Origin of the sequence: Streptomyces galbus (genome assembly GCF_005280195.1) — a bacterium.
Lineage (GTDB): Bacteria > Actinomycetota > Actinomycetes > Streptomycetales > Streptomycetaceae > Streptomyces > Streptomyces galbus.
Map to the genome: position 1 here is coordinate 69,600 of NZ_SZPR01000030.1, position 25,334 is coordinate 94,933.

The window sequence follows — 25,334 nt, forward strand, 5'->3', positions numbered from 1 at the left end:
CCGTACCCGCACCGCACGGCCCCGCACCCGCCCGCATCGCAGGACGAGGAGACCACCCATGAACGACGGCAGCGACAGCGACAGCCGGCTGCGCAGGCCCTCCGCGGTGCGCACCCTGCGCGTGGGGGCGCTGAAGGTCAGTTACGTCCCCGACGGGGCGATGCTGGTCAAGCCGCACACCCCTCCCCCGGTGGCCGCCGACCGCCACTGGGTCACCTACGGCGCCTACCTCAACGACACCCGCCGGCTCGTCGCCAACACCGGGGGCCTGCTCGTGGAGTCGGGCGCCCGCGCCCTGCTGATCGACGCCGGGTTCGGCCCGCGCGCCGTGCCGGAGGACCCCGCGCACCCCTACCGGGGCGCGGTCCACGGGGGTCTGCTGCCCGGCAACCTCGCCCTGCTGGGCCGCTCCCCCGACGACATCGAGACGGTGGCCTTCACCCACCTGCACCCCGACCACACCGGCTGGGCCCTGACCGACCCGCCGCTGTTCCCGCGCGCCGGTTTCGCCGTCCCCAAGGGCGAGTGGGACGACCGGGACGAGGCGCTGAGCGCCCTGGAGCCGCGCACCCGGCTCCTGCTGGCGGGCGAGGAGGTGTTCCCCGGCGTCCACGCGATGGCCCTGCCCGGCCACACGTCGGGCCACACGGGCTTCGTGATCGCCTCCGGCGGGAGCCGCCTGCTGGCCTTCGGCGACGCGCTGCTGTCCCCGCTGCAGATACGCCACCCGGAGTGGTCGGCGATCCGCGAGGACGACCCGGCCGCCGCCGAACACCACCGCCGCGCCCTGGTCACCGAACTCCTGCGCCCCGACACCGTCGGCTTCGGCATCCACTTCGCCGACGTCGTCTTCGGCCGCGCCCGTGCGGACGGCACCGCGACGGCGGACTGGCATCCGCTGTGACCCGCGACGACATGAGCCGTGCCGGCGGTCGGTAGCCTCGGGGGGCTGTCCCACCACCGCGACGTCACGGGCGCCGCACGACAGGCCCGGAAGAAGCATCGATGACCCTCCTCCCCTCCCGCAGGACCGGCCTCCTGCTGGCCCTGGCGTACCTGCTGGTGGTGTCCGGCCTGGACTACCTCGGTGCCGAACGGGGCACGGACGCGGCGGCCGTCGCGGTGAGCGTCCTGACCTTCCCGGCGGGCTTTCTCACGACGCTCGCCGTGCTGTTCCTCGCGGTCGCCGTCGGCGACGACAGCCCGGGCCCGGACACCTACGCGCCGTCCGTGCACGCCGTCGGCGCCGTGGCGCAGGTCCTGCTGGTCTGGCTGGTGCTGAGGGCGTTGCGCACGTACCGGAGCAGGGCGGATCACCTCTAGGGGCCGCGGGATGCAGGGCGCCCGCGGGCCCGCTCGGCGTGGGCGCGGCTGCGTGCGCTCGTGGCGGCCGGCGGCTGCGTCCACCCCGACGAGGACGCGGTGGGCCCGCTGGTGCTGCTGCGCGCGGACCTGCTGGCCGACTGGCCGAACTGACGTAGCCGCCGAGCCGCTGACGGAACCGGCGGCGAAGCTGCGGCAGGAGAAGTGACGCGGTGACCTGCGGCGCCGGGGCGGGCTGACACGCCCCGGCGTGGGCCTCGCCTGCCTACTGGTAACAGCCGCCCACACACAGCACGGTGACCGTGCCGCTGACGCCGGCTGCCGGTGAAGGGGCGCGGTGGGTGGCGGACGTGGGGGTCGTGCTGGTCCCCCAGGGCGTCGGGACGGCCATGGCGTGCGGGGCGAGGGCGCTGAGCGCGACGGTGGCCGTGAACACGGTGGCGACCGCTCGCTTGTGCAGGCGCATCTGGACTCCTCGGTGGTGGACCGGTCAGGGCCGGCGGCGGGGCCCGCATCGGGCGCCGCGGCCGGGGTGCCAGTCTCACGGGGTGTGCGGCCTCGCACCAGGCGTGGCCGAGGAGTCGGGGGACATCTCCATACGATCGCCGCGACCGGCAGGCGCTGCTCCGCCTCGGCCCGAGGGGGGCTCTCTCAGGTCAGGGCGCGGCGGGTGCGGCCGGCTTCGCGGTTGAGGGCCCAGGCGTCGGCGACCGGTCCCAGGTGGGCGAGCTTGTCGGGGTTGGTCACCGAGTGGATCGTGTGGATGTGTCCGTCGCGCACGTCCAGCGTCCAGGTCGCCAGGACCTTGTCGTCGCGGTCGCGCAGCAGGGCGCCGGGGCGGCTGTTGACGGTGCGGGCCTGCACGGTGACGTCGACGCGGGCCAGCAGGGCGATGAGGGACGTCAGCAGGCGGGCCACACGGTGGTCCCCGGTGACGGTGCGGGCGAGTTGGGGGGCCTTGCCGCCGCCGTCGCCGACGAGCTGGGCGTCGGGGGCGAGCAGGTCGCGCAGGGCGGCGGCGTCGCCGTCCTTGAGGGCGTCGAAGAAGCGGGCCGCGAGGGCCGCGCACCGGGTGCGGTCGGCCTGCGGGCGGGGGCGGGCATCGGCGGTCAGCCGGCGTGCCTGCGCGGCGAGTTCGCGGCAGGCCGCCTCCGGCCGGCCCACCGCGGCGGCGATCTGCCGGTAGTCCAGGGCGAACACCTCGTCCAGGACGAACACCGCGCGCTGCAGCGGCTCGAGGCTCTCCAGCTCCAGCAGGATCGCGGTGGGCAGACAACCGTAGGGGTGCGGGCCGGGTGCGGGGCTGTCGTGGGGGTCGGTGAGCAGGGGTTCGGGCAGCCAGGTGCCGGTGTAGGCGGCGCGGCGGGCGCGGGCCGCGCGCAGCAGGTCCATGGCCGTGCGGGTGAGGTGGGCGGTCAGGTGGGCTTGGGCGTCCGCCGGGGCGGCGGGCAGGCTGTGCCAGTGCCGGCCGGTGGCGTGCACGGCGTCCTCGGCTTCGCTGACGCTGCCCAGGAGGTGGTAGGCGATCGAGAACAGCAGGGGCCGCAGGTGGTCGAACTCCTCGGTGCGGGTCCGGGTCATGGGGGGACGGCTCCTTGTCTGCGGCCTGCGGTGTGGTGCGGTGGCGTCGTCGTGCGGCGGGGCGGGGTGCGGGTGGGGCGGTCAGGTCTGGGCGGGGGTGTCGGTGCTCAGGTGCGGGCCGCTCCTCCAGTGGATGGTCTGGATGCGGCCGTCGCGGATGTCGAAGGCGAGGGTGCTCAGCACGGTGCCGTGGCGGTCGCGGAAGACCGCGCCGGGGCGGTCGCCGACCTGCTGGGGGGCGAGGGTGACGCCGACGTGGTCCAGTGCGGGGACGATGGCGGCGAAGACTTCGGCGATGTGGTCGGCGCCGATGATGCGCCGCGGCCAGGGCGGGAGCGTGGTGCCGGCGGTGCGGCAGGCGGTTTCGGGGCGGCCCACGATGGCTGCCGTCTGGGCGGGGCTGCAGTGCAGGACCTCCCGCAGGATGAACACCGCCCGTTCCGTGGGGCCGAGTTGCTGGAGCAGCATGAGCGCCGCCGCGGGGGTGTGGCCGGCCTCGCCCGGCCGCTGCGCGGGGAGCTGCGCGGTGCGGGCTCTGTCCGGGCGGGTGTGGGCGCGGCGCAGGATGTCCAGGCAGATGTCGGTGAGCGCGGTGGTCAGGAACGCCCGCCCGGGGACGGGCGGTTCGGGGCTGGCCTCGTAGTGCAGCCACGCCTGGTGCACCGCGGCCTCGGCCTGGCGTGCGCTGCTGAGCATGCGGTGGGCGAGCGACAGCAGCAGGGGGCGCGCCTTCTCGAACTCCTCGATCCGGCTCATCCGGGCCCCTCCTTGTGTCCGGGCGGGCGTCAGGCCGTCGGCGGCGCCGGGCGCTCTCCCGGGTCCGGATGCGGGCGCGGGGGCTGGGCCGTGGAGGCGGCGTACGGATGCCGTCCCGCCCGCCGGAGGGGGGAACGGCGGGCGGGTGACTCGCAGGCCCACTTTAGGGCCGGGAGACGGTCAAGTCCCGTCCGCTCGAGCGCAGTTCGAGCGGGGCTGACGCGGAGGGCGAGTCTCCGCATACGGCGCCGGGGGCCGGGGTGGGGGTGCGGGCGGCCGGCTTTCGCCGCCGGCCGGCGGGCGGCGGTAGGGGGCCCGGCGGGGCGGGCGGCGCGAGCGGGGCGGGGGCCGCGTCCGGGACGGCCGGGACGGCCGGGGTGGCCGGGGTGGCCGGGGTGGCCGGGACGGGGGCGGGCGGGGCGGGCCGGTGGGGGGCGTGGGCGGCGTAGACGGCGAGGAAGGCGGCCAGGGCGCGGGTCGCGTCGCCGGTGGGGGTCAGGACGGTGAGCGGGACGTGGTGGCCGTAGCGGGCCTGCAGGGCGCTGTGGGCGCGCAGGGCGGCGGCGGCCAGGCCGTCGTGGGGCGGGCGCGGGTGGCCGGGGCCGGTCATGGAGCGGGCCTCGGTCAGGGCGCGGGCGGTGAGGTCGGCGGTGTGGGCGGGGGTCGGCGCTGTCGTCATGAGCGCGCTCCGGGCGGGTGGGCTATCTCGGCTGGGGGATCATGAGCAGGCGGTGCGGGTGCAAGGTGGTGTGGGCGGCCGCGCGGGGGCGGGTGCCGGGCTGGAGGGTCAGGCGCCATTCCTGGGCCACTGCGGCGAGCAGGACGTGCAGTTCCTGCCAGGCGAACGTCTCCCCCACGCAGCCGCGGGCCCCGGTGCCGAAGGGGAGGTAGGCGGCGTCCTGGGGGCGGGGGCGGGTGGTGAGCCAGCGGTCGGGGTCGAAGCGGTGCGGGTCGCGGTAGTGGGCGGGGTGGCGGTGCAGGAGGTAGGAGCTGAAGACGACGTCGGTGCCGGCGGGCAGGGTGTGCTCGCCGAGGGTGACGGGGGTGAGGGTGCGGCGGCTGGTGATCCACACGGGCGGGTGCAGCCGCAGGACCTCCATCAGGAACCGCAGGGTGTAGCCGGGCGGGCCGTGGCCGGGGCGGGTGGCGGGGGGGTCGCCGGGCTGGGCCAGGTCCTTGAGGACCTTCTCCTCGGCCAGGGGGTGGCGGGCGAGGGTGTACAGGGCCCAGGACATCACCGAGGCGGTGGTGACGGTGGCGGCGGTGAGCATCATGACGGCCTCGTCGCAGACCTCTTCGCCGTCCAGGGCGCTGCCGGCGGCCGGCCCGGCGTCGGTGAGCAGCGCGGAGAGGTGGTGCGTGGTGGGGTGGGGTGCGTCGAGCCGGGCGGTGATGCACCGGGCCAGCGGGGTGCGCAGGCCGGTGAAGGCCTGCTGCAGGCGGCGGGCGGGCCGCTCGGCGCGGGCGGCCTTCCCGTACAGCGGCTTGGTGGTCATCTCCCGGGACAGGGCCGCCAGGCGTTCGGTGAGCAGGGCCGATGTCGCCTCGTCGGTGGCGCCCAGGAGGGTGTGCAGTGCGATGCGGCCGGCCGCCCGGCACATGGCGGCCTGGATGTCGAGCGGCTGCCCGGGGCGCCAGGAGGCGGCGGTGGCGCGGGCGATGTCCTGCATGAGGGGGGTGTGGGCGGTGACCGCGGCGGCGCGCAGGTGGGGGTGGGCCAGGCGCCGATAGTGGCGGTGGCGGGCGTCGTCGGGGGCGAGGAGTCCGCTCTTGCTGAGGACCCTGGCCTTCTGCAGCAGTTCGCTCTTGCCGTAGTGCCGGGCGTCGGTGACCAGGATGCGGCGCACCAGCGCCGGGTCGGTGACGAAGCGGGCGCGGGTGCCGTCCACGGTCACGGTGCTGATCGGGTCTTCGCCCAGGAGGCGCTCCATCCGGCTGAAGCGCAGTTCCTCGGGGCGGTCGGTGTCACGCGGCGTCGGCGGCATGGTCGACCGAGGGCATCAGGTCCAGCCGGCTGCGCGCCTGGAACCGGTAGTACGACTGGAGCTTGTAGTACTCCTCGCCGGAGGCGGTCATGGCGGCGTAGACCATCTTGGGGTCGTCGCGGCCGTAGGGGACGGTGCGGGCGAAGCGTTCGATCTTCGTGCCGAGCCGGGCGGGCAGGGCCAGCGGGTCGTGGGTCTTGATGGAGAAGGCGATGCGCTGGATGGCGGTGCTGTGCCAGCTCAGGGTGGTGTAGAGGCCGAAGGACTTCCCGCAGAAGCGCAGCATCTGCCCGCTGGGTTCGGGCAGGCCGGCGGCGCGGTGCATGGCCAGGATCTCGGCGGGGGCGCGCAGGTGGTCGGCGAAGCCGGTGAAGTACAGGTTGAGGGTGTGGTTGCGGTAGTCGACGGCGACGATGTCGGCCTTGTCGGCCAGGCCGCGGTCGGCGAAGAAGGCGAGGTTGTGCGCGAGGGCGGGCGGCATGGAGGGCAGGTCGCGCAGGGCGGCGAGGTTCTGGCCCGTGCCGCCGGGGAAGTACGTCCAGATCTTGCGGAAGCCTCCGACGACGCCGAAGTCGATGCCGTAGCTGTCGACGGGGCAGTGCCGGGCGAGGTCGTGCAGGAGGTTCTCGGCCGGGTGGCCCGAGGGGGTGAGCAGGCCGCGGGTGCGGGCGCGCTCGTAGGGGTCGACGTGGCGCGGGATGGTGAAGCGGCAGTCGAACTCGCCTTCGTGGCGGGCGTTGGTCGCCACCCGGAAGGCGATGATGGCCTCGTCGAGGACGTCGTCGAAGGCGGTGAGGACGGGCTGGACCTTCTCGGGCGAGCAGGTGACGCCGATCAGTGCCGCCGCTCGTTCGATCCCGGCGGTCAGCTCGTGGTGTGTGGTGGCCGGCATGGTTCCTTTTTCCTGTCGGACGGTGCGGGTCACTTGTCGCGGTAGGCCGCGCGCAGGGCCATGTCGGTCAGTCGGGCGCGCCACTGCGGTTGCAGGGGTGCGTCGGCGAGGACGGCGCAGCCCTGGTCGACGAGGTGGGCGATGCGCTGTTCGGCGTCGGCGGTCACGCCGGTCTCCAGCAGGCGGGCGCGGATCTCGTCGGGGGTGTGGCCGGGTTCGGTGATCAGGTCGCGCAGGCGGCTGTCGCGCTGCATCGCCCGGCCCAGCAGCAGGGTCACCTTGTGCCGGGGGAAGTCCGGGCCGGCGGTCGCGCCGGTGTGCGCGGGGCCCCCGAAGGCGTCCAGCAGGTCGTCGCGGAGCCGGGACGCCTCACCGACCGCCTCGCCGTAGGGGGCCAGTGCGCCGGCGAGATCGGGGCGGCCGGCCGCGCTCGCGCCCAGGACCAGGGGGCGGCGGACGGCGCGGCGGACGGACGTCAGCAGGGCGGTGAGGCGGGGCAGGTCGGGGGCGGCGCTGAACTCGGCGGCCGCGGCGAGGTCCAGGTACGGGCCGATCACCGCCTCCGTGCGCAGCCGGCGCCATTCGGTGCGGGCGCCGCGGGGGGCGCCTGCCATCAGCTCGTCGGAATAGACCAGAGCGAGGTCGCCGGCCACGACGGCGACGCCCTCGCCGAAGCGGCGGGACTCGCCGTGCCAGCCGCGGGTGCGGTGCAGCGTGGAGTGCAGGACGTGCACGGCGGGCTTGCCGCGCCGGGTGCGCGAGCCGTCCAGGACGTCGCCGTGGACGAGGGTGGACAGGTGCAGCAGTTCCAGGGCCGCGGCCGCGTCCACGATGCCCGCCTCCTCGGGGTCGCCGCCCGCGGCGAGGTAGCCGGTCAGGCAGAACGCCGGGCGCAGCAGCGGGCCGCCGGCGGCGAGGTCGGCGAGGGCGTCGACGGCGACGACGGCGTGTTCGTGGACCTCGGCGCAGTGGGCGCGTTCGGCCGCGAGGAAGGAGGCCAGCCGGTGCCGGACGCGCTGGAGCAGGTCCTCGACGGTGCGCCGCGCGCAGACGGCCTGGTCGGTGGCGGCCCGGCGGGTCACTGCAGTGGTCACGGCACATCTCCTTGGACGGGGCTCGGGCGCCGGGCGCGAAGCGCTCACGGGCTGGCTGCGTCAGCGTGCGCGGTGCGAATGCAGCGCAGGTGGAGTGTGGTTGGAGCCGGCCCGGGGGGGGGCGGCGGGGCCGGGCGTGCCGAGCCGGCGCAGGGAGAAGCTCCAGCGGGTCTCGAGGGGCGCGGGGCGATGATGGGCGGCAGGGTTGCGGGGGCCGGGCGTCGTCCGGCCCCGTGGTGTGTGACGGCACCGCTGACCACGGGTCCTGGCCCGGGCGCACATGCGACGACGGCCCCGCCCGGTGGGGCGGGGCCGTCGTCGCGTGGGCCGTCGTCGGGTGGGTCGTCGTGGCGGTCAGGCCCGGGTCTGCGGCTGCTCCTCGAAGCGGCGGGCCAGGGCCAGGCGCTGCACCTTCAAGGTGGCGGTCCTGGGCAGTTCGGCCTGCGGGATCTGCACCGGGTCGGCGAGCTGCGGGAACGCGGCCGCGGCAGCCCGCCAGCGGTTGAGGTCCAGGGGCGTGTCGTCGGCGGTGCAGATCACCGGCACCGGCTCGGACTTGGGGCCCTGCACCACGACCAGCTCGGTCAGCTCCGGCAGCCGGCTCAGCAGGACGTCCTCGATCTCCAGGGAGCTCTTGACGCCGGGGATCATGTCGACCTCCCGGTCGAGCATGTGCAGGCAGCCGAACCGGGTGCGGTAGCCGACGTCGCCGGTGCGCCACCACTGGCCGTCGCGGTTGGTGTCGTAGCGCTCCTGCTCGCCGAAGTAGGTCTTGGCGATGCCGTCCCAGGCGACCTCGATGGAGCCGGGGTTGGTCTCCGAGGGCGGGTTGCCGTCCCGGCTGACCACGCGGATCTTCGCGGCGCCGCCCGGCATCGCCCAGCCCACGCAGCGGCCGTTGGCCTTGTGCGCGGAGTGGCGGAAGTAGGCGCGGCCCACGGCCGGGCCGACCTCGCTCTGGCCGTAGATCTGGAAGAACAGCGCGCCGCGCCGGTCGGAGGCGTGCAGCAGGCGGCTCATCGTGCCGGGGTGGATGGCGTCGAAGGTGCTGCTGAACACCTTCACCGACCCGAACGGCGCCCGCGGGTCGTCGGCGAGTCCCTCCCACTCCATCAGGGAGTTGGGCAGCGCCTCGACGAACGCCGGCCGGTGCTTGACGAACTGCTCGGCGACCTCCGCCGGGCCCGTCTCGCGCATCAGCAGGACCGGGTACTCCTTGAGCAGGGCCAGCGACATCGCCGCGACCATCCGCGAGTGCACGAACGGCACGTTGATCGCGACGGTCTCCTTCTTGCGCATCAGCGACAGCAGCCGCCACTGCGGCAGCAGGCGGATGCCCTGGGTGCGCGGGGTGTGCACGACCAGCTTGGGGATGCCGGTGGTGCCGGAGGTGTGGGTGATGACGGCGGCCTCGTCGATGGGACGCACGACCGGCTTCACGCGCGGCGCGCCGGCCAGGCCCGCGAGCGCGACGGCGCCCTCGCGCTCGCCCGCGGAGGTGATGACCCTGCGGGTGAGGTCGGCCAGCGGCACGTCGGCCAGGACGTCGAGCTTGGCGCCGTCGGAGAGCAGGGTGGGCCGGCCGACCCGCTCCAGCAGCACGCCGACGGTCCTGGCGTCCAGGGCCGGGGAGAGGTTGACGACGACCCCGCCGATGCGGGAGACGGCGGCGGCGAGCATCCAGTGGTCGGCGTTGGCCGTCTTGTAGATGACGACGTGCTCGTCGGGCCGGACACCGGCCGCCCACAGGCGGGCCGCCAGGTCGTCGACGTGCTCGGCGTACTGGGCGACGGTCAGGCGCCGCCCGGCCTCGGGCAGGACGTCGAGGTCGTGGTCGAGGGTGATCGGGGTGGTGGGATTGACGGCGGCGGCCATCTCCGGCAGCAGGCCGATGTGAAGACCGCGCTTCTGTATGGATCGGTAGGCCACGGAGCCCTTCATGTGGGCTGTCTCCTTTGCGTGGACGGTGGGCGGTGGACAGGGGGCGGTCGACGGCTCGGTGCGGGATGCCGTCCGGCGGCGCTGACGCTGTGTCAGCGCTGCCGGGCGGTGGGTGGGCGCCGTACGGTCACGGGCGCCGACGGCACGTCCGGCACCCGTGCGGGCCGTCGGCGCCCGTGACGGCGGCCGGGCCGGATGACCGGCGCCGGCGCCGGCGCCGGTGGGAACGGCTGCGGCCACGGCCGGGTGCCGCTCCTCCGCGGGCCGGGCCACGCCCGCACGGGCGGGTCCGCCCTGCGGTGACGGCCGGGGCCCGCGGCGGGGAAGGGGCGGCTTGGGCGCCGCGTTCGGAGACGTGCGCGCGGGTGGCGATCTCCGCAGCGGTGCGGGCGCCGTCCTCCAGGTGGGTGACGAGGCGGTGGGTGGCCGCTGCGGGGATGACGCCGGTGTTCCAGTAGCCGTTGATCAGCCCCGTCGCACCGTCCGATGGGGCTGGTCGGTCGTCATGCGCTTGTCTTGCGGCCTCCGGTGGGCTTGGCGTGGGTGCGCAGCGCGCCGCGCAGGACTTCGGCGACCCTCTCGACCTGGCTCTCGGTGAGCTCGGCGTGCATGGGGATGCCGAGGTTGCGCTGGAAGAGGTCGGCCGAGACGGGGCAGGTCTGGGCCGCGTCGAAGGCCGGCTGCAGGTGGCTGGCCCAGGTGCCGTGCAGGGTGCCGATGCCCTTGGCGCGCAGCTCGGTGGCGACGGCCCCGCGGTCCACGCCGGCGTCGAGGGTGACCAGGTAGGACTGCCAGGCGTGGGTGCGGTCGGCCGGCACGTGCGGCACCGTCAGCAGCTCTTCTTCGGCGAAGAGTTCGGCGTAGTGGGCGGCGACGGCGGTGCGGCGCTTGAGGAGTTCCTCGATGCGGCCGAGCTGGACGCGCAGGATGGCCGCGGCGATGTCGGAGAGTTTGAAGTTGTAGCCGATCTCGGTGAATTCGGGGATGGGCAGGCCGATGACCTGGCCCATGTCGTAGATGCTGCCGATGCCGAACGACGACAGCTGGCGGGCCTTGGCGCCGATGGCGGGGTCGGTGGCGATCAGGGCGCCGCCCTCGCCGCTGGTGGCGCCCTTGCGTCCGTGGAAGGACAGGCAGGCCACCTCGGCCAGGGCGCCCGCCTCGCGGCCCTGGTAGGTCGCGCCGACGGCGCAGGCGGCGTCCTCGACGAGGAACAGCCCGTGGCGGTCGGCGATGGCCTGCAGGTCGGCGTAGTCGGCGGGCAGGCCGACGGTGTCGACGGCGATGATGCCGACGGTGCGGGGGGTGACCAGGTCGGCCACGGCGCGCGGGTCGACGGTGCCGGTGTCGGGGCGTACGTCGGCGAAGACGGGGGTCGCGCCGACGTAGCGCACGGCGTGGGCGGGGGCGGGGAAGGTGTAGTCGGCGACGATGACCTCGTCGCCGGGCTTGACGCCGAACGCGAGCATCGCCAGGTGCAGGGCGGCGCCGCAGTTGCTGACGGCGACGGCGTCGCCGGCTCCGTAGCGCTGGGTGAGCTCGGCTTCCAGGGCCTTGCCCTTCGGTCCCTGGCCGGCCGGCCAGCCCGAGGCGAACACCTCGGCGACGGCGGCCAGTTCCTGTTCCCCGAGGCTCGCGAAAACGAGAGGGATCTTGTCGGTGTCGCTCATTTCTTGGACGCTCCGCGGGAATCGGAGGAATGGGGATCGAAAAGGGCGGGCGGTTCGTAGCGCTGCGGGGTGATCTGGGTGACGTCGTAGCGCTTGCGCATCTCGACGATGGCGTCGGGATCGGCGCCGCCGGCCGCCCAGATCTCCGCGATCTCTTCGAAGTACAGCTCGTGGACGGGTGACGGATAGCACTGGAAGAGCATCCGCGCCGGTCTGTCGGAGGCGTTCCTGAAGGCGTGCGGAGTTCCGGGCGGCACGAACATGAAGGCACCCTCGGTGGCACGTACGGCGGTGTCCCCGTCGGGGGACTGCCAGGTGTGCCAGTCCTGTTCGGTGCGCTGGACCGGCTCGAAGGCCAGTACTTCCAGTTCGCCGTCCAGGACGTAGAAGAACTCCTGCGCATCACCGTGGACGTGGGCCCCGACATCGAAGCCGGGTGGGACGACCACCTCGAAGATCGAGAGGACGGAGCCGTGGTCCTTGGTGGCCTTGAACGTCACTTCCTGCGCCTTGGTGATCAGCTTGCGCCCCTGACCGGGCGGGAGGATGAGGCCAGTCATGTGCTCAGATTCCTTTGTCCGCGCAGAATTTCACTTGAGCGAGGGTGCGGTGCGGGCTGGGGCGCAGGGGTCAGTCCAGCTCCCGGGTGTCGGTGGAGCTCCAGCGGCCCAGCGACATCTCGGCGGTGATGCCGGGGCCGAAGCCGGCGATCAGGCCGGTGGCGTCCTGCGCGGGGGTCTCCTCCTCGAACAGGCGGCGGGCCGCCTCCAGGACGACGGCGCTGGCGATGTTGCCGTACTCGGTCAGCGTGGCCCAGCTGTGGCGGAAGACCTGCCGGTCGACCTCGAGGTACTTCGCCAGGTCGTCCAGGATGCGCGGGCCGCCGGCGTGGACGATGTAGAAGTCGAGGTTGCCGGCGTCCCAGCTGTGGTCCTTGGCGAACTCGCGCAGCACCGGGGCGAGCGGCTCCATCGTGCCGGGCACGCGGCGGTCGAGCTGGAAGTGGAAGCCGGTGTCCTTGACCGCGTAGGAGATCCAGTCCTCGGTGTGCGGGATGAGGTAGGAGGCGTTGCGCTCCAGGTCGATGCCGACGCCGCCGTTGCCGCGGACGACGGCGGCGGCGACCGCGTCGCCGAACAGGCCGTCGGACAGCAGGGAGCCGATGTCGTCGGCGGTGGGCTGGTAGCACAGCGAGCACAGCTCGCAGGAGACGATCAGGACGTTGCTGCCGGGGTGGGCCAGGCAGAAGTCGTGGGCGCGGTTGACGGCCGCGCCGCCCGCCGCGCAGCCGAGCTGGGCGATGGGTATCTGGCGGGTGTCGGAGCGGAAGCCGAGGTTGTTGATCAGCCAGGCCGTCAGGGACGGCATGCTGAAGCCGGTGCACGAGACGTAGATGATGGCGTCGATGTCGCGGGCGGTCAGGTCGGCGTTCTTCAGGGCCTCTTCGATGACCGGCGGGGTGAGGTTCTTGGACTCGGCCTCGTAGATGCGGTTGCGTTCGGTCAGGCCCGGGTGCTGGAGTGTCTTCTCGATGGGCTGCACGATGTGCCGCTTCTGCACTCCGGTGTTGCGGATGAGGCGCAGTGCCAGCGGCAGCTGCGGCTTTCCGGCGTGGGCCTCCTCGGCGAAGGCGAGGGTCTCGTCGAGGGTGATGACGTGTTCCGGCGCGCTCACCGCGGGCTTGCATAGCCTGGGCATAGGGTTGCTCTACTTTCTCTAGAGTCTGCCTTCTGTGCGCCGAATCTGCGCACAGCTTCCGGAGAGAGCGCAGCACACGGAAATACACCGCGGCGCGCGGGGATCGGATACGAGAGGAATCCCGGGCCGGAATGCGGCACGGGGTGCGGGTCCCACCGGCGGAGAACCGGTGTCCGCGGGCTCAATTCCCTGCCTGCTCCATGTCGTTCGAGTTTTCGGGCAGGGAAGGCGTGCCGAAATAGTGACACGTTCGAACAGCTCACGCCAAGGGCCGCCGGTGGGCGTTCGGGGCCATTGCGAGGGAAATTCGAGCGGCGCACTGACGGTTCTCGACTCCGGTGGGCGCGGCCTTCGCGGAAAACGGGCCTGGCCTTCGGTGCAACCCGCGCGCTGCCGGTTCTGTAGCGGGCGGCTGCGAGCATCGGCCTGACCACGTAACGACGTTCACGCGGAGGGCGCATGTCTCAGCAAGCGGAGGAAGCCACCGCCGGTGGCGGGCGATCGCCCGGGCGGTCGCCGGCCGGGGGCGGGGCCGTCCCGGCTGCCGCCGGTGCGCCGGCGCGCCGGACGGGGCTGCTGGTCACCGTGCTGTTGGGGGCCCTGGCCGCGGTGCCGCCGATGTCGATGGACATGTATCTGCCGGCCCTGCCGGACGTCACCCGCACCCTGGACTCCAACGCCTCCGTCGTCCAGCTGACCCTCACCGCGTGCCTGACCGGCATGGCGCTGGGCCAGTTGGTGGTGGGCCCGATGAGCGACCGGTGGGGGCGGCGCAGGCCGCTGATGGCCGGGCTGGCCGCGTATGTGCTGGCGGCGCTGATGTGCGCCTTCGCGCAGAGCGCCGAGGTGCTGGTGGGCTTCCGGCTGCTGCAGGGCCTGGCGGGGTCGGCGGGCATCGTCATCGCCCGCGCGGTGGTGCGCGACCTGTACGACGGGCTGGCCATGGCCCGGTTCTTCTCCAGCCTGCTGCTGATCTCCAGCATCGCGCCCATCGTGGCGCCGGTCATCGGCGGGCAGGTGCTGCACCTGACCGACTGGCGGGGCATCTTCCTGATCCTCGCGGCCGTCGGCGTGGCGCTGGGGGTGCTGGTGTGGCGGCGGCTGCCGGAGACGCTGGCGCCCGAGCGGCGCCAGAGCGGCGGGGTGCGCGCGGCCCTGTGGGTCATGCGCGGCCTGGTCGCCGACCGGGTGTTCACCGGCTACCTGATGACCAACGGCTTCACCTACGGGGCGCTGTTCTCCTACATCGCCGCCTCGCCGTTCATCATCCAGGACATCTACGGGGCCTCCCCGCAGACCTTCTCGCTGCTGTTCGGCCTGAACTCCCTGGGGCTGATGGTCGTCGGGCAGGTCAACGGCAAGGTCCTGGTGGGGCGGGTGCGGCTGGACAAGGCCCTCGGGTGCGGGCTGGCGGTGCTGGCCTCGGCCGGGGTGGTGCTGCTGCTGGTGACCTCGGGGGTGTTCGGGCAGGTGGGCACGGTGCCGCTGGCGGCCAGCCTGTTCGTGATGATCTCCTCGCTCGGGCTGGTGCTGCCCAACACCAACGCGCTCGCCCTGATGCGCACCCCGCACGCCGCGGGCTCCGCCTCGGCGCTGGTGGGCATGTCGTGTTTCGTGATGGGGGCGATCGCCTCCTCGCTGGTGAGCATCGCCGGCAAGCAGTCGGCGGTGCCGATGGCCGTGGTCCAGCTCGGCAGCGCGCTCGCCGCGATCGTCTGCTTCGTCACGGTGTGCCGGCCCTGGCGCAACCAGCCCCCGCAGGAGCAGCTCCACCGCTGACCCGCCGCCCGCGGCGCCGGCCCTCCTGCGACCGTGCCCCCGGACCCTGCAACAGGGTCCGGGGGCACGGTCGTTGATGTCGTGGCCGGTGCGTGTCCGCGGCCGGCTGCCGGGCGGGAGGCGCCTTCCGGGCCCCGGGGTGGCGGGCCCGGTGAGCGAGCGCGGGAGGTGTCCCCGGGCGCGGGCGCGGGCCCGGTGGGCGCGAGCCCGGTGGGGGGCGGGGGCGGGGTCGCTGTCTGCTCGCCGGCGCCCGGAGGACTGGCGGGACGGGGCGGGGCGTGGCGCGCGGGGCGCGGGGCGGGGTGCGGGGTGCTGGCCGTGAGGGAGCGGGCAGGCGGTGGGGGGGTGCCCGGCGGGGTGGTTCAGGCCGCCTTGTCGTGTTCGGGGGGCAGGATCAGGGTCGGTTCGAGGACCACGCGGGGGGCCGGGACGACGGTGGGCGCGACCAGCGGGGCGCGGGTGCCGCGCTGCTGGCGCCAGCCGGCCTGGGCGACGACCACGGCGACGTAGGGGATCAGGACGCCGCCGGCCAGGGCGAGGACGGCGACCACGGGCCAGCGGTGCCACGTCAGGGCCATCACCACCACGCAGGCGGTGCGGATCAGCATGGCGGTGAGGTAGCGGCGCTGGCGGCCGCGCAGGTCCTGGGTCAGGCCGGTGCGGGCCCGGGTGATGGACTCGGCGCGGCGCGCGTCGCGGCGCAGGGGCGTGCGGTTCATCCAAGCTCCCGTGGGTGGTCGGGGTGGCGGGCGGGGGGACGGCGGCGGCGCGGGTGATCGTCCCCTGATCACCCGCGCCGCCGTCGTGTGCAGCCCGGTGGTCGCCGCGCGCCCCCGGGGTCAGTGCGTCTGCTGCTCCTGCTGCTCCAGGGCCGCCGCGTGCCCGTTGGAGGAGACGTGCCCGTGGGACGGGCCGTGGCCGTTGCTGTGCCCGTTGGAGGAGCCGTGGCCGTCTGCCGAGGCGGGCTCGAAGTGCTCCAGGGAGCGCAGCAGTTCCTCGCGGCTGGGCTTGGGCACCTGGTTGCCGTACAGCCAGCGGCTGACGCGGTGGCGCAGCATCTGCTTGCGGGCGTGGGGGTTCTTCACGCCGTTGGCCTGGGCCACGGGGGCCGGGACGACGGGGCGGTCCTCGCGGGCCAGGATGCTGTAGGCGGTGCCCCGGTCGAGCGGGGCGTGGACCTCGATGAACTCGCCGTGCGGCAGGCGGCGGATGCGTCCGGTCTCGCGGCCGTGCAGGACCTTCTCGATGTCGCGGTGCTGCAGGCCCAGGCAGATGCGGCGGGTGACGAAGTAGGCCAGGGCCGGCACCACGAACACCCCGATGCGCACCATCCAGGTGATCTGGTTCAGGGAGAGGTGGAAGCGTTCGGCGATGACGTCGTTGGCGCCGCCGAAGAACAGCACCAGGTAGAGGGCGACGATCGAGGCGACGAACGCGGTGCGGGTGGGGTGTTCGCGCGGCCGGTCCAGCAGGTGGTGCTCGTCGCGGTCGCCGGTGGCCCAGGCCTCCAGGAACGGCCACAGCGCGACCACCGCCATCAGCACGGTGGGCAGGATGACGGCCGGCAGCAGCACGCCCATGTTGACGGTGTAGCCGCCGGGCAGGACGAACTCCCAGGAGGGCATGGCCCGCAGGGCGCCCTCGAGGAAGCCCATGTACCAGTCGGGCTGGGAGCCCTGGGAGATCTGGTCGGCGCGGTAGGGGCCGTAGGTCCACACCGGGTTGATCTGGGCGATGCCGGCCAGCAGCGCCAGCACGCCGAAGACGAGGAAGAAGAACCCGCCGGCCTTGGCCGTGTACACCGGCATCAGCGGCTGGCCGACCACGTTGTTCTCGGTGCGGCCGGGGCCGCGGAACTGGGTGTGCTTGTGGTAGAAGACGTAGATCAGGTGGACGGTGACCAGGGCCAGGATGATGCCCGGCATCAGCAGGATGTGGAAGCTGTAGAAGCGCGGGATGACGTCGTGGCCGGGGTACTCGCCGCCGAAGAGGAACATCGTCAGGTACGTGCCGACCACCGGGATGGCCAGGGTGACGCCCTCGGCGATGCGCAGGCCGGTGCCGGAGAGCAGGTCGTCGGGCAGCGAGTAGCCGATGAAGCCCTCCAGGGTGACCAGGACCAGCAGGGTGAAGCCGATCAGCCAGTTCACCTCGCGCGGCTTGCGGAAGGACCCGGTCAGGAAGTGGCGCAGCGTGTGCACGCACAGCGCGGCGATCATGACCAGGGCCGACCAGTGGTGCAGCTGGCGGATGAGCAGGCCGCCGCGCACGTCGAAGCTGATGCGCAGGGTGGAGGCGTAGGCCTGGGACATCGGGATGCCGTGCAGCTCGGTGTGCGAGCCGTTGTAGACGGTCTCGCGCATGCTCGGGTCGAAGAACATGGTGAGCCAGATGCCGGTGAGCAGCAGCACGATGAAGCTGTACAGCGCTATCTCGCCGAACATGAACGACCAGTGGTCGGGAAAGACCTTGCGGATCAGGAACCGGAAGTTGTAGATCCCCAGCCGTGAGTCCGCCCAGTCGGCGACCCGCACGCCCTTCGGTTCTGTGGTGCGCGCGCTGTGCGGCGCCCTTTCGTCGGTCGCGGTCATACCCGCGCACCCTCCCCTCGCCGCTGCGCTGTCATGGGCACACCCGGTCCGACCGGTGAGCGGTCGGCGGTGGGGGCGGCCTGCCGCGGCGCCAGCAGGTCCGTGCCCTGGAGCAGGTGAAACGCTAGCCACGTGCGCCCGGCCCGAACAACCGCGCTCAAGCGAGACTCAAGTGGCAAGTGCGGTGTTTCTCGAGCCAGTTGTGAGTTGCCCCGGCAGGGGTGCTCCCGCCTGGGCGCCCATCGCGCGTCGTGCGGTGGGGTGTTGGCGGTGCGGGTGGGTCTGTGTCGTCTCAAGTGGGCCTCCGTACGCGCCCGTTGGTGCACTGCCGTCATGTGCGGAGCGTAGGTCGGTGCCCCCCGGTCCGCGATGGGGTGCGATGCGCCAGGTGGCCGGAAAACGCGGGGTGCGGTCATCGCCGGTCGCCGGCGGGTGCGCTGGTGGGCCAGTGGGCCGAGGAGCCGGTGGGGCGGGGCCGCACCGAGCCGGTGGCCACGCCGATGACCGGGGCCACGGGGACGGCGGGGCGCCGGCGCCGGGCCTGGGGGCCGTGGGTGAGGCTGGGCGGCCCCTGCGGCTGTGCGCCGGGCGCCGGGCGGCGCAGGGCCGCCCTGAGCGCCCGCGGGCCCAGTACGGCGGCGGGCGGGGCCAGGTTCTGGTGCAGGTGGAGCAGCAGGGATGCGGCGTGCGGGTCGGCGGTGGCGGCGGCGGCGATCCTGGACAGGTAGCGGCCGCGCAGCCGCTTGCGCAGCGGCAGCGGCTCGTCGGGGGCGGGGGCCGGGACGAGCGGGCGGGTGCCCGGGCGCCACAGCGGGGCGAGCTGGTGGGCCAGGGCCCGGCGCAGGCGGTAGGTGATGCCGACGGCGGTGCCGTGGGCGGTGAGCATGCGCTCCAGGAGCAGGGCGCCCTGCACGGCGAGGGTCATGCCGTCGCCGTGGACGGGGTCCAGGGCGGCGAAGGCGTCGCCGACGACGAGGAACTGGTCGGGCCAGCGGCGCAGCCGCTCGTAGTGGCGCCAGCGGCTGCCGGTGACGGCGCACCGGTAGACGGGGCCCAGCGGGGTGGCGGTGGCCAGCAGGTCGCGCAGCAGCGGGTCGCGCAGCGCGGCGGCGGCGTGCAGCATCTGCTCGTGGTCGGCCGGGGCGGGCGCGGTGCCGGGGGTGCTCAGCGACACCGACCAGCGGCCGCCCTCGACGGGGTGGAGCAGGCCCTGGCGCGGGTCGTCGCCGGCGGCCATGAGCCACACGCCCTGCCAGTCGGCGACGTGCCCGACCGGCGGCGCGTACAGGGACGTCGCATACGTGGCGCCGGTGCGCACCACGGTCTCGGCGGGGGGTTCGTAGCCGAGGTCGGCGAGCCACTGCGGGGCGTGGGAGCCGCGTCCGCTCGCGTCGACCACGAAGTCGGCGGCGATCAGGCGCGGGGGCGTCCAGCCGCCGGGTGCCCGCCGGTCCCGGGCGCGGGCGAGGACGCCGGTGACGGTGTCCTGGGGGCCCGGTCGCAGGCCGACGACGTCGTGGTCGTGCAGGAAGCCCACCTTGGCATCGGCGCGCAGCCGGTCGCGGACCACCGCGTCCAGCAGGTCCCGGCCGGCGGAGAGCAGCGACAGGCCCGCGTCGAAGCGGGGCAGCCAGCCCGCCGGGCCGAGCAGCAGCAGGTCCTCGGGGACGCGCAGGTGGACGGCGCCGGCGCGCACGAGGTCCGCGCGGATGCCGGGGAAGAGCTCCTCCAGGCCCTGGTGGGCGGCGGTCGGCAGGCTGTGGGTGTGCCGGGCCTGGGGCACGCCCCGGCGCCGGCCCGCGCCGCGGGGCAGCCAGTCGCGTTCGATGACGGTGACCCGGTCCATGAAGCGGGCCAGGGCCCCCGCCGCGGCGAGCCCGGCCAGGCCGGAGCCGATCACCACGGCGTGGCCGTGGCCGCCGCCGTCGGGGACACCATGTGCGTACACCTTCATCCGGGCCGCCCTCCCCTGTGCGTCGTCGTGTGCATCATGCGGGGCGCGGCCCGGCCGGGGGCCGCCTTTCGCGCCGCCTCGAGCGGCCTTCGAGGCCGGCGCGAGGAAGACTCGAGTGCGCCCCGCCGCGGGGCGGGACGCGCAACACCGGCCGGCACGGCCGCACGGGCGGCCGGGTCACGCCTGCGGCCGCCCGCGCACCACCGCCGCTCCCCCGCCGCGCGGCGGCGGGAGAGCCGGCGGGGCGCCGCGCGCACCCGCAACTCCCCTTGATCGACGGGGGTTTCTGCCCCCGCCGCGCCCCCTGGGTCAGGGTGCGGGTGTGCGGGTCGCCCGGCCCGGGGTGTGCAGGGCCCGGTCGACCAGGGGGCCGGCCGCGCCGGTGTAGCCGGACGGGTCGAGCAGCGCGCTCGCCTCGGTGCGGTCCAGCACCCCGGCCAGTTCGGGGAGTTCGGCCAGTACGTCGGCCAGGGGCCGGCCGGTGGTGGTGGCCAGCAGGGAGGCCCGGGTGAGCAGTTCCTTGGCGGCGGTCTTGCCCAGGCGCGGGGCCAGGACCGCCGAGAGGCGTTCGGAGACGAGCTGTCCCCCGGTCGCGGCGAGGTTGGCCCGCATCCGCTCGGGGTGGACGCTCAGGCCCCGGGCGAGTTCGGCGGCCGTGTGCGCGGCGCCGCCGGTCAGGCGCAGGGCCTCGCGCAGCGGCTGCCACTCCGCGTGCCACACCCCGGCCGAGCGTTCGTCCTCCGTGACCAGGCACTGCGTCAGCACCGAGGCCAGCGCCGGTACTTGGAGGGCGGCGGAGCGGATCAGGGTGGCGAGCACGGGGTTGCGTTTGTGGGGCATCGCCGAGGAGGCGCCCCGTCCGGCGACGCTGGGCTCGCTCACCTCGCCGATCTCGGTGCGGGTCAGCACCAGCACGTCCGCGGCGATCTTGCCCAGTGCCCCGCTGGTGTGGGCCAGGGCCGCGCCCAGGTCGGCGACGGGGGTGCGCAGCGCGTGCCAGGGCAGGTGCGGGGCGGCCAGGCCGCTCTCCTCGGCGAAGGCGGCGCCCAGGGTGTCCACGACGGCGGCGGGGTCGGCGCCGGCTCCCGCGTGCTGCAGGTAGCCGGCCAGGGTTCCGGCCGCGCCGCCGAGGGAGACGGGCAGCCGGCCGGCGAGGCGGTCCAGGCGCTCGGCGGCGTCCTGGGCCAGGTGGTGCCAGCCGGCCGCCTTGAGCCCGAAGGTGGTGGGCACGGCGTGCAGGGCCAGGGTGCGGCCGGCCATCACGGTGTCGCGGTGCTCGGCGGCGAGGCCGGCCAGCGCGCGGGCCGTGGTGCGCAGGTCCGCGGCGATCAGGCGCAGGGCGCGGGCGGCCACCAGCATGGCGCCGGTGTCGAGGATGTCCTGGCTGGTGGAGCCGCGGTGGACGTACTCGGCGGCCTGCGGGGAGCGTTCGGCGACCACGGCCGTGAGCGCCTTGACCACGCCCACGACCGGGTTGGCGGTCTCGCGTGCGGCCAGGGCGAGTTCGCGCAGGTCGAGCAGGTCGGCGCGGGCGGCGGCGGTGATGACCTCGGCCGCGCGGGCGGGCACCGTGCCGCAGCGGGCCTGGGCGCGCACCAGGGCCGCCTCCGCGTCCAGCATCGCCTGCAGCCAGGCGCTGTCGCCGACCGCCGCCTCGACGGGGGTGCCCGCCCGCACCGGTGAGAGCAGCCCGGCGTCCAGGTGGTCGGCCGGGGCGGCGGTGCGCGGGGCCGGGTGCGCGGCGGTCACGGAGCCACCTCCACGCCCACGCCCGTCCCCACCCCTGCGGCCGCCTGCACCCCTGCGGCCTGCTGTGCGCCCGCGGGCGTCTGCACCGCCGCGGCCTTGACCGCCGTACGCTCCGCGGGGTCCGCCGCCGTGCGGTCCGGCCGGCGCTGCGGGGCCGGCAGGGCGGGCAGGGCGAGGACCGCGGCGGCGATGGCGTCGGAGTCCTCCAGGGTGACCGAGCCGACGCCGGGGCGGATGCCGGCGGCGGTGACCCAGTGCACGGACTCGGTGGGCACGCCGTAGGCGAAGCGGCGCGGGTGGGACACGCCGCGGGCGTCGATGAGGTGGTAGGGCCGCTCGGAGACGGCCAGTCCCCCGGTCTCGTAGCCGGGGCCGTCGGTGCCGTCGCCGGCGGGGATGCGGAAGGGGCGGCACTGCCCGCTGTGCAGCAGCCGGCTCATCAGCGGGTCGGCGGTGCGCCGCAGGTCGATCTCGGGCAGCCGGGCCTCGATGAGGACCGTGGCGCGTATGCGCACGTCGGGTATCTCGCTGGAGACGGCGGTGAAACAGGCCCCCTGCGGGTCGTCCTCGTCGGCGATCACGCGCAGGCCCGGGCCGGTCACCTCCAGCACGCCCGCGTCGATGAGGGCGGCCATCTCCTCGATCCGGGCGGCCGGGGGGCCGATGGACAGGTAGGCGTTCAGGGGGGTGTACCAGGCGTCGAGGTCGTCGCGGTGGGAGGCGGCGGTCAGGCCGGCGTGGTCGATGGCCAGGCGCAGTTCGTTGCGCAGGTCGCGCAGGACGTCCAGGGCGGCCTTGACCGGTCCGCTGACATTGCCCTGGCGGGCCAGGCGCACGTCGTCGTCGAGGTGGCCGCGCAGCCACGTGCGGAACGCGGCCAGGTCGGAGAAGACGCGCTCGCCCCAGGGGCGGGCCACACGCTGCCAGTCCCAGCGCTCCTCCGGGGCGATCGACGCCTGCTCGAGCAGCCGGTCCTCCTCGGCGCCGGGCTCGGCGGACAGGTAGCGCTCGACGAAGTCGTCGATGCTCTCGGGCGCCTGGCCGCGCTGGGCGAGCAGGGCCGCGTAGTAGACGCTGCACACCTCCTTGGACACCAGCGGCCACAGGTCGGCGGCGAAGTCGATCGCCGGGCGGCCCGGGGCGCGCGAGCGGAGCCGGGCGATGTACCCGGCCGTCAGCAGCCGGGGGTGGTACCGGCCGTGGGCGCCCTTCTCGTTCTCGCCGCGCGCCTGGTAGGGCACACCGCGCCGGGAGCCGGCGTACAGGCGCGGCTCGCGGCCCGAGGGCCGGTAGACCAGGCGGCCGTCGACACGGGTGAAGACACCGCCGCGGCCGTGGGTGAACAGGGCCTGGTAGTCGAAGTAGTTCAGCCCCAGTCCGCGCAGCAGGACCGGCTCGCCGGGCTTGACGGCGGACAGGTCGACGTCGGCCGGGTTGGCCGGGGGCAGGTAGGTCAGCCCGTGGCGCCGGGCGAAGTCCGTCAGCCGGCGCTCGCCGTCGCTGGGCCGGGTGGGCACGTGGCCCTGGGCCAGGACGACCGCGGCCAGGTGGCTCAGCCGGGTGCCGTCCTCCAGGACGACCGTCTGCGTGGCGTGCGGGCCGCTTCCCTCGTCCTGAAGGGCGACGGCGCGCTGCGGGTGGTGGCGCACCGTGATGTGGGCGGCGGCGTTGTCGACGACACGGCTGAACGCCCACGTCAGGTAGCAGCCGTACAGGGCGCGGGTGGGGTAGCTGTCGGGGCCCAGGCGGTCCGCTTCGGCCAGGACGTCCGGGTCGTAGCCGCCGTGCGGGCCGTTGTCGAGGGTGCGGGAGCTGAGGGCCTTGGCCCACTGGTGCAGGCTGGGTCCCTCCTGCAGCGGGCCGTCGATGCGGACGCTGGCGTCGGTGTAGACCGTCACCTGCGAGGCCACGGTGTTCATCAGCAGGTGCCGGGACTGCGTGGGGCGCCACACGCGTCCGGCACCCGGCGGGTCCGGGTCGACGACGTGCACGGTGACGGCGTCCCAGCGGGGCGACTTGCCCTCCTGCGCGCACAGCCGTTCCAGAACGGAAAGGCCGCGCGGTCCTGCGCCGACCAGGCACACCTCCAGGTGCGTGAGCGCTTCGTCGCCGGTGTACGGGGGCCGCGGGACCGTCGTCCCGTACGGGGTCAGTGCGGCGTGGGCTGTGCGTTCGCCTCCATGCGTACCGTCCACAGTGCCTCCTTCCTCGGGCCACCGTCGGGGCAGGCGCTCAACCACGGCTCGCTCCCGGGCGGAGATCGGCTCGAGGAACAACAGGCGCCCAGGTGGCGGGTGGTGCGGGCGGTGCCACAAGGGGGCCGGGGAGGCTTCCGGCGGGCTGCGAACGCGGCTGTATCGAGACTCCAGCCGCGGTCCTTACGTTCGGGAAAAAGGCGTCACCGCACCGGCCCGGCCCGGCGACGGGCGCGGCGCTCGGCGGGGCCTTCCCGGCCGGCGCACGAGCGTCCGGCACACGAGGGGCCGGCGCACGAGGGGCCGGCGCTCAGGCAGTTGATGACACGGCAGCGAAAGGATGTCACCGCATGACGAAACCGCCGCGCCACCGGCTCGTTCCCACCCAGGTGGCCGCCCTGGCGGTGGGGGTGTCCGAGGCGACGATCCGCAAATGGGTGAGCCGCGGGAAGATCACCCGCTACGGCGCGCCGAACTGCCGCTCGGAATTCGACATCGACGAACTCCAGGAGATCGCGATGCGCCGCCACGCCGCAGCCTCCTGACGGCCTCTCAGCTCCCCCTTTTCCCCCACGGTGCGGGTGCGGTGCCGGGCGGCCGCCGTCCGGGGGCGACCTTCACGGGCTGGGCTCCAACGAGTTGACGGGAAGCACACGATGACCGAGACACACGCCATTGCCGGGGTCCCCATGCGGTGGGTGGGCCCACTGCGTATCTCCGGGAACGTCGCCCGGACCGAGACGCAGGTCCCGCTGGCCACCTACGAAAGCCCGCTGTGGCCGTCGGTGGGCCGCGGCGCGAAGGTCTCCCGGCTGGCCGAGAAGGGCATCGTGGCCACCCTGGTGGACGAGCGGATGACCCGTTCGGTGCTGGTGGAGGCGACCGACGCGGCCACCGCGCTCGCGGCCGCCCGCAGCATCCACGCGCGCATCGAGGAGCTGCGCGAGGTGGTGCGCGGCTGCAGCCGCTTCGCGCAGCTGCTGGAGATCCGGCACGAGGTCAACGCCAACCTGCTGTTCGTGCGGTTCGAGTTCTCCACCGGGGACGCCTCCGGCCACAACATGGCCACCCTCGCCTCCGACGTGCTGCTCAAGCACATCCTGCAGACGGTGCCGGGCATCTCCTACGGGTCGATCTCCGGCAACTACTGCACCGACAAGAAGGCCACCGCCATCAACGGCATCCTGGGCCGCGGCAAGAACGTCGTCGCCGAACTCCTCGTGCCGCGCCAGGTGGTCACCGACATCCTGCACACCACCGCGGCCAAGGTCGTCGAGCTGAACCTCCGCAAGAACCTGCTCGGCACCCTGCTGGCCGGCGGCATCCGCTCGGCCAACGCCCACTACGCCAACATGCTGCTGGCGTTCTACCTGGCCACGGGGCAGGACGCGGCCAACATCGTCGAGGGCTCCCAGGGCGTGGTCATGGCCGAGGACCGCGACGGCGACCTGTACTTCGCCTGCACCCTGCCCAACCTGATCGTCGGCACGGTCGGCAACGGCAAGGGCCTCGGCTTCGTCGAGACGAACCTGACCCGGCTGGGCTGCCGGGCCGATGCCGCCCCCGGCGACAACGCCCGCCGCCTGGCGGTGCTGGCGGCGGCCACCGTGCTGTGCGGGGAGCTGTCGCTGCTGGCCGCCCAGACCAATCCCGGCGAACTCATGCGCGCGCACGTGCAGCTCGAACGCCACGACACGACCGCGAAGGCTGGTGTATGAGGCATGTCCCTGTCCGTAGGTATCCATGATCTGTCGTTCGCGACCGGTGAGTTCGTCCTGCCGCACACCGCGCTCGCCGCGTACAACGGCACCGAGATCGGCAAGTACCACCTGGGCATCGGCCAGGAGTCGATGAGCGTGCCCGCCGCCGACGAGGACATCGTCACCATGGCGGCCGCGGCCGCCGCGCCGGTCGTCGCCCGGCACGGCACCGACAAGATCCGCACCGTGGTCTTCGCCACCGAGTCCTCCATCGACCAGGCCAAGTCGGCGGGCGTGTACGTGCATGCGCTGCTGGGTCTGCGCTCCGCGACGCGGGTGGTGGAGCTGAAGCAGGCCTGCTACGGGGCGACCGCCGCCCTGCAGTTCGCCATCGGCCTGATCCAGCGCGACCCCGCCCAGCAGGTC

The 25,334-nt window shown here is 74.3% G+C and carries 21 protein-coding genes and 1 pseudogene; 6 read left to right on the top strand and 16 right to left on the bottom strand.

The window, feature by feature from the left end; all coding sequences use genetic code 11:
- Window positions 1-58 precede the first annotated feature (58 nt).
- Window positions 59-904 (top strand): MBL fold metallo-hydrolase, encoded by an 846-nt coding sequence (locus E4U92_RS30580; RefSeq protein WP_174864089.1) that lies wholly within the window; start codon window positions 59-61, stop codon window positions 902-904.
- A gap of 101 nt (window positions 905-1,005) precedes the next feature.
- Complete coding sequence (locus E4U92_RS30585; RefSeq protein WP_137303675.1) at window positions 1,006-1,323, top strand: hypothetical protein; 318 nt, start codon at window positions 1,006-1,008, stop codon at window positions 1,321-1,323.
- Window positions 1,324-1,588: 265 nt separating this feature from the next.
- On the opposite strand, the gene E4U92_RS30590 is transcribed toward E4U92_RS30585, so the two are convergent.
- The 11 genes from E4U92_RS30590 to E4U92_RS30645 all read right to left on the bottom strand — a co-directional run bounded on the left by E4U92_RS30590 (window position 1,589) and on the right by E4U92_RS30645 (window position 12,940).
- Window positions 1,589-1,789, bottom strand: a complete 201-nt coding sequence (locus tag E4U92_RS30590; RefSeq protein ID WP_137303676.1) for a hypothetical protein — start codon at window positions 1,787-1,789, stop codon at window positions 1,589-1,591.
- Window positions 1,790-1,974: 185 nt separating this feature from the next.
- Entirely contained in the window at window positions 1,975-2,904 is a 930-nt protein-coding gene (locus E4U92_RS30595; RefSeq protein ID WP_137303677.1) for a sigma factor-like helix-turn-helix DNA-binding protein, read from the bottom strand.
- A gap of 81 nt (window positions 2,905-2,985) precedes the next feature.
- Window positions 2,986-3,660: a sigma factor-like helix-turn-helix DNA-binding protein gene (locus E4U92_RS30600; RefSeq protein WP_137303678.1), complete on the bottom strand. Its 675-nt coding sequence runs from the start codon at window positions 3,658-3,660 to the stop codon at window positions 2,986-2,988.
- 163 nt (window positions 3,661-3,823) lie between these two features.
- Entirely contained in the window at window positions 3,824-4,339 is a 516-nt protein-coding gene (locus tag E4U92_RS30605) for a hypothetical protein (protein WP_137303679.1), read from the bottom strand.
- A gap of 22 nt (window positions 4,340-4,361) precedes the next feature.
- A complete protein-coding gene (locus E4U92_RS30610) occupies window positions 4,362-5,645 on the bottom strand; it encodes a cytochrome P450 (RefSeq protein WP_137303680.1) in 1,284 nt (427 codons plus the stop codon).
- Complete coding sequence (locus E4U92_RS30615) at window positions 5,626-6,537, bottom strand: aromatic prenyltransferase (protein ID WP_137303681.1); 912 nt, start codon at window positions 6,535-6,537, stop codon at window positions 5,626-5,628. Before E4U92_RS30615 ends, E4U92_RS30610 begins: the two co-directional genes overlap by 20 nt.
- Before the next feature lie 29 nt (window positions 6,538-6,566).
- Entirely contained in the window at window positions 6,567-7,631 is a 1,065-nt protein-coding gene (locus tag E4U92_RS30620; protein ID WP_229863550.1) for a polyprenyl synthetase family protein, read from the bottom strand.
- A 354-nt stretch (window positions 7,632-7,985) separates the two neighbouring features.
- Window positions 7,986-9,572 (bottom strand): class I adenylate-forming enzyme family protein, encoded by a 1,587-nt coding sequence (locus E4U92_RS30625; protein WP_137303682.1) that lies wholly within the window; start codon window positions 9,570-9,572, stop codon window positions 7,986-7,988.
- 503 nt (window positions 9,573-10,075) lie between these two features.
- The gene (locus tag E4U92_RS30635) at window positions 10,076-11,242 is read right to left on the bottom strand and encodes a DegT/DnrJ/EryC1/StrS family aminotransferase (RefSeq protein ID WP_137303683.1); all 1,167 of its coding nucleotides are present in this window, start codon (window positions 11,240-11,242) and stop codon (window positions 10,076-10,078) included.
- The gene (locus tag E4U92_RS30640) at window positions 11,239-11,802 is read right to left on the bottom strand and encodes a cupin domain-containing protein (RefSeq protein ID WP_137303684.1); all 564 of its coding nucleotides are present in this window, start codon (window positions 11,800-11,802) and stop codon (window positions 11,239-11,241) included. The genes E4U92_RS30635 and E4U92_RS30640 overlap by 4 nt, the downstream gene beginning before the upstream one ends.
- Window positions 11,803-11,872: 70 nt before the next feature.
- The gene (locus E4U92_RS30645; protein WP_137303685.1) at window positions 11,873-12,940 is read right to left on the bottom strand and encodes a type III polyketide synthase; all 1,068 of its coding nucleotides are present in this window, start codon (window positions 12,938-12,940) and stop codon (window positions 11,873-11,875) included.
- A gap of 459 nt (window positions 12,941-13,399) precedes the next feature.
- Here E4U92_RS30645 and E4U92_RS30650 point away from each other — a divergent pair, with 459 nt between their 5' ends.
- Window positions 13,400-14,719, top strand: coding sequence for a multidrug effflux MFS transporter (locus E4U92_RS30650; protein WP_137303686.1), 1,320 nt, complete (start codon window positions 13,400-13,402; stop codon window positions 14,717-14,719).
- A gap of 362 nt (window positions 14,720-15,081) precedes the next feature.
- On the opposite strand, the gene E4U92_RS30655 is transcribed toward E4U92_RS30650, so the two are convergent.
- The 5 genes from E4U92_RS30655 to E4U92_RS30675 form a co-directional block, all read right to left on the bottom strand.
- Window positions 15,082-15,438 (bottom strand): DUF3099 domain-containing protein, encoded by a 357-nt coding sequence (locus E4U92_RS30655; protein ID WP_137303687.1) that lies wholly within the window; start codon window positions 15,436-15,438, stop codon window positions 15,082-15,084.
- 120 nt (window positions 15,439-15,558) lie between these two features.
- Window positions 15,559-17,310: a cytochrome bc1 complex cytochrome b subunit gene (gene qcrB / locus E4U92_RS30660; RefSeq protein ID WP_137303688.1), complete on the bottom strand. Its 1,752-nt coding sequence runs from the start codon at window positions 17,308-17,310 to the stop codon at window positions 15,559-15,561.
- A gap of 412 nt (window positions 17,311-17,722) precedes the next feature.
- The gene (locus tag E4U92_RS30665; protein WP_137303689.1) at window positions 17,723-19,264 is read right to left on the bottom strand and encodes an NAD(P)/FAD-dependent oxidoreductase; all 1,542 of its coding nucleotides are present in this window, start codon (window positions 19,262-19,264) and stop codon (window positions 17,723-17,725) included.
- Window positions 19,265-19,573: 309 nt separating this feature from the next.
- Window positions 19,574-21,013, bottom strand: a complete 1,440-nt coding sequence (locus E4U92_RS30670) for a nitrosuccinate lyase (protein WP_137303690.1) — start codon at window positions 21,011-21,013, stop codon at window positions 19,574-19,576.
- Window positions 21,010-23,103 carry an FAD/NAD(P)-binding protein gene (locus tag E4U92_RS30675; protein WP_137303709.1) on the bottom strand — a complete coding sequence of 698 codons (2,094 nt, stop codon included), beginning with the start codon at window positions 23,101-23,103 and terminating at the stop codon, window positions 21,010-21,012. The genes E4U92_RS30670 and E4U92_RS30675 overlap by 4 nt, the downstream gene beginning before the upstream one ends.
- 455 nt (window positions 23,104-23,558) lie before the next feature.
- Here E4U92_RS30675 and E4U92_RS30680 point away from each other — a divergent pair, with 455 nt between their 5' ends.
- From E4U92_RS30680 to E4U92_RS30690, 3 genes and pseudogenes are all read left to right on the top strand, one after another.
- Window positions 23,559-23,753, top strand: coding sequence for a MerR family transcriptional regulator (locus E4U92_RS30680; protein WP_137303691.1), 195 nt, complete (start codon window positions 23,559-23,561; stop codon window positions 23,751-23,753).
- Window positions 23,754-23,864: 111 nt separating this feature from the next.
- Window positions 23,865-24,926 (top strand): hydroxymethylglutaryl-CoA reductase, encoded by a 1,062-nt coding sequence (locus E4U92_RS30685; protein ID WP_137303692.1) that lies wholly within the window; start codon window positions 23,865-23,867, stop codon window positions 24,924-24,926.
- Between the two features lie 3 nt (window positions 24,927-24,929).
- Window positions 24,930-25,334 (top strand): annotated as a pseudogene (locus E4U92_RS30690) (hydroxymethylglutaryl-CoA synthase); the annotation flags it as partial.

Bases quoted from the DNA above. Each gene is read 5' to 3' on its own strand.
- E4U92_RS30635 (WP_137303683.1), bottom strand. From the start codon at position 11,242: ATGAGCGACACCGACAAGATCCCTCTCGTTTTCGCGAGCCTCGGGGAA.
- E4U92_RS30645 (WP_137303685.1), bottom strand. From the start codon at position 12,940: ATGCCCAGGCTATGCAAGCCCGCGGTGAGCGCGCCGGAACACGTCATC.
- E4U92_RS30680 (WP_137303691.1), top strand. From the start codon at position 23,559: ATGACGAAACCGCCGCGCCACCGGCTCGTTCCCACCCAGGTGGCCGCC.
- E4U92_RS30650 (WP_137303686.1), top strand. From the start codon at position 13,400: ATGTCTCAGCAAGCGGAGGAAGCCACCGCCGGTGGCGGGCGATCGCCC.
- E4U92_RS30665 (WP_137303689.1), bottom strand. From the start codon at position 19,264: ATGAAGGTGTACGCACATGGTGTCCCCGACGGCGGCGGCCACGGCCAC.
- E4U92_RS30590 (WP_137303676.1), bottom strand. From the start codon at position 1,789: ATGCGCCTGCACAAGCGAGCGGTCGCCACCGTGTTCACGGCCACCGTC.
- E4U92_RS30600 (WP_137303678.1), bottom strand. From the start codon at position 3,660: ATGAGCCGGATCGAGGAGTTCGAGAAGGCGCGCCCCCTGCTGCTGTCG.
- E4U92_RS30685 (WP_137303692.1), top strand. From the start codon at position 23,865: ATGACCGAGACACACGCCATTGCCGGGGTCCCCATGCGGTGGGTGGGC.
- qcrB (WP_137303688.1), bottom strand. From the start codon at position 17,310: ATGACCGCGACCGACGAAAGGGCGCCGCACAGCGCGCGCACCACAGAA.
- E4U92_RS30610 (WP_137303680.1), bottom strand. From the start codon at position 5,645: ATGCCGCCGACGCCGCGTGACACCGACCGCCCCGAGGAACTGCGCTTC.
- E4U92_RS30585 (WP_137303675.1), top strand. From the start codon at position 1,006: ATGACCCTCCTCCCCTCCCGCAGGACCGGCCTCCTGCTGGCCCTGGCG.
- E4U92_RS30640 (WP_137303684.1), bottom strand. From the start codon at position 11,802: ATGACTGGCCTCATCCTCCCGCCCGGTCAGGGGCGCAAGCTGATCACC.
- E4U92_RS30625 (WP_137303682.1), bottom strand. From the start codon at position 9,572: ATGAAGGGCTCCGTGGCCTACCGATCCATACAGAAGCGCGGTCTTCAC.
- E4U92_RS30595 (WP_137303677.1), bottom strand. From the start codon at position 2,904: ATGACCCGGACCCGCACCGAGGAGTTCGACCACCTGCGGCCCCTGCTG.
- E4U92_RS30615 (WP_137303681.1), bottom strand. From the start codon at position 6,537: ATGCCGGCCACCACACACCACGAGCTGACCGCCGGGATCGAACGAGCG.
- E4U92_RS30655 (WP_137303687.1), bottom strand. From the start codon at position 15,438: ATGAACCGCACGCCCCTGCGCCGCGACGCGCGCCGCGCCGAGTCCATC.
- E4U92_RS30605 (WP_137303679.1), bottom strand. From the start codon at position 4,339: ATGACGACAGCGCCGACCCCCGCCCACACCGCCGACCTCACCGCCCGC.
- E4U92_RS30580 (WP_174864089.1), top strand. From the start codon at position 59: ATGAACGACGGCAGCGACAGCGACAGCCGGCTGCGCAGGCCCTCCGCG.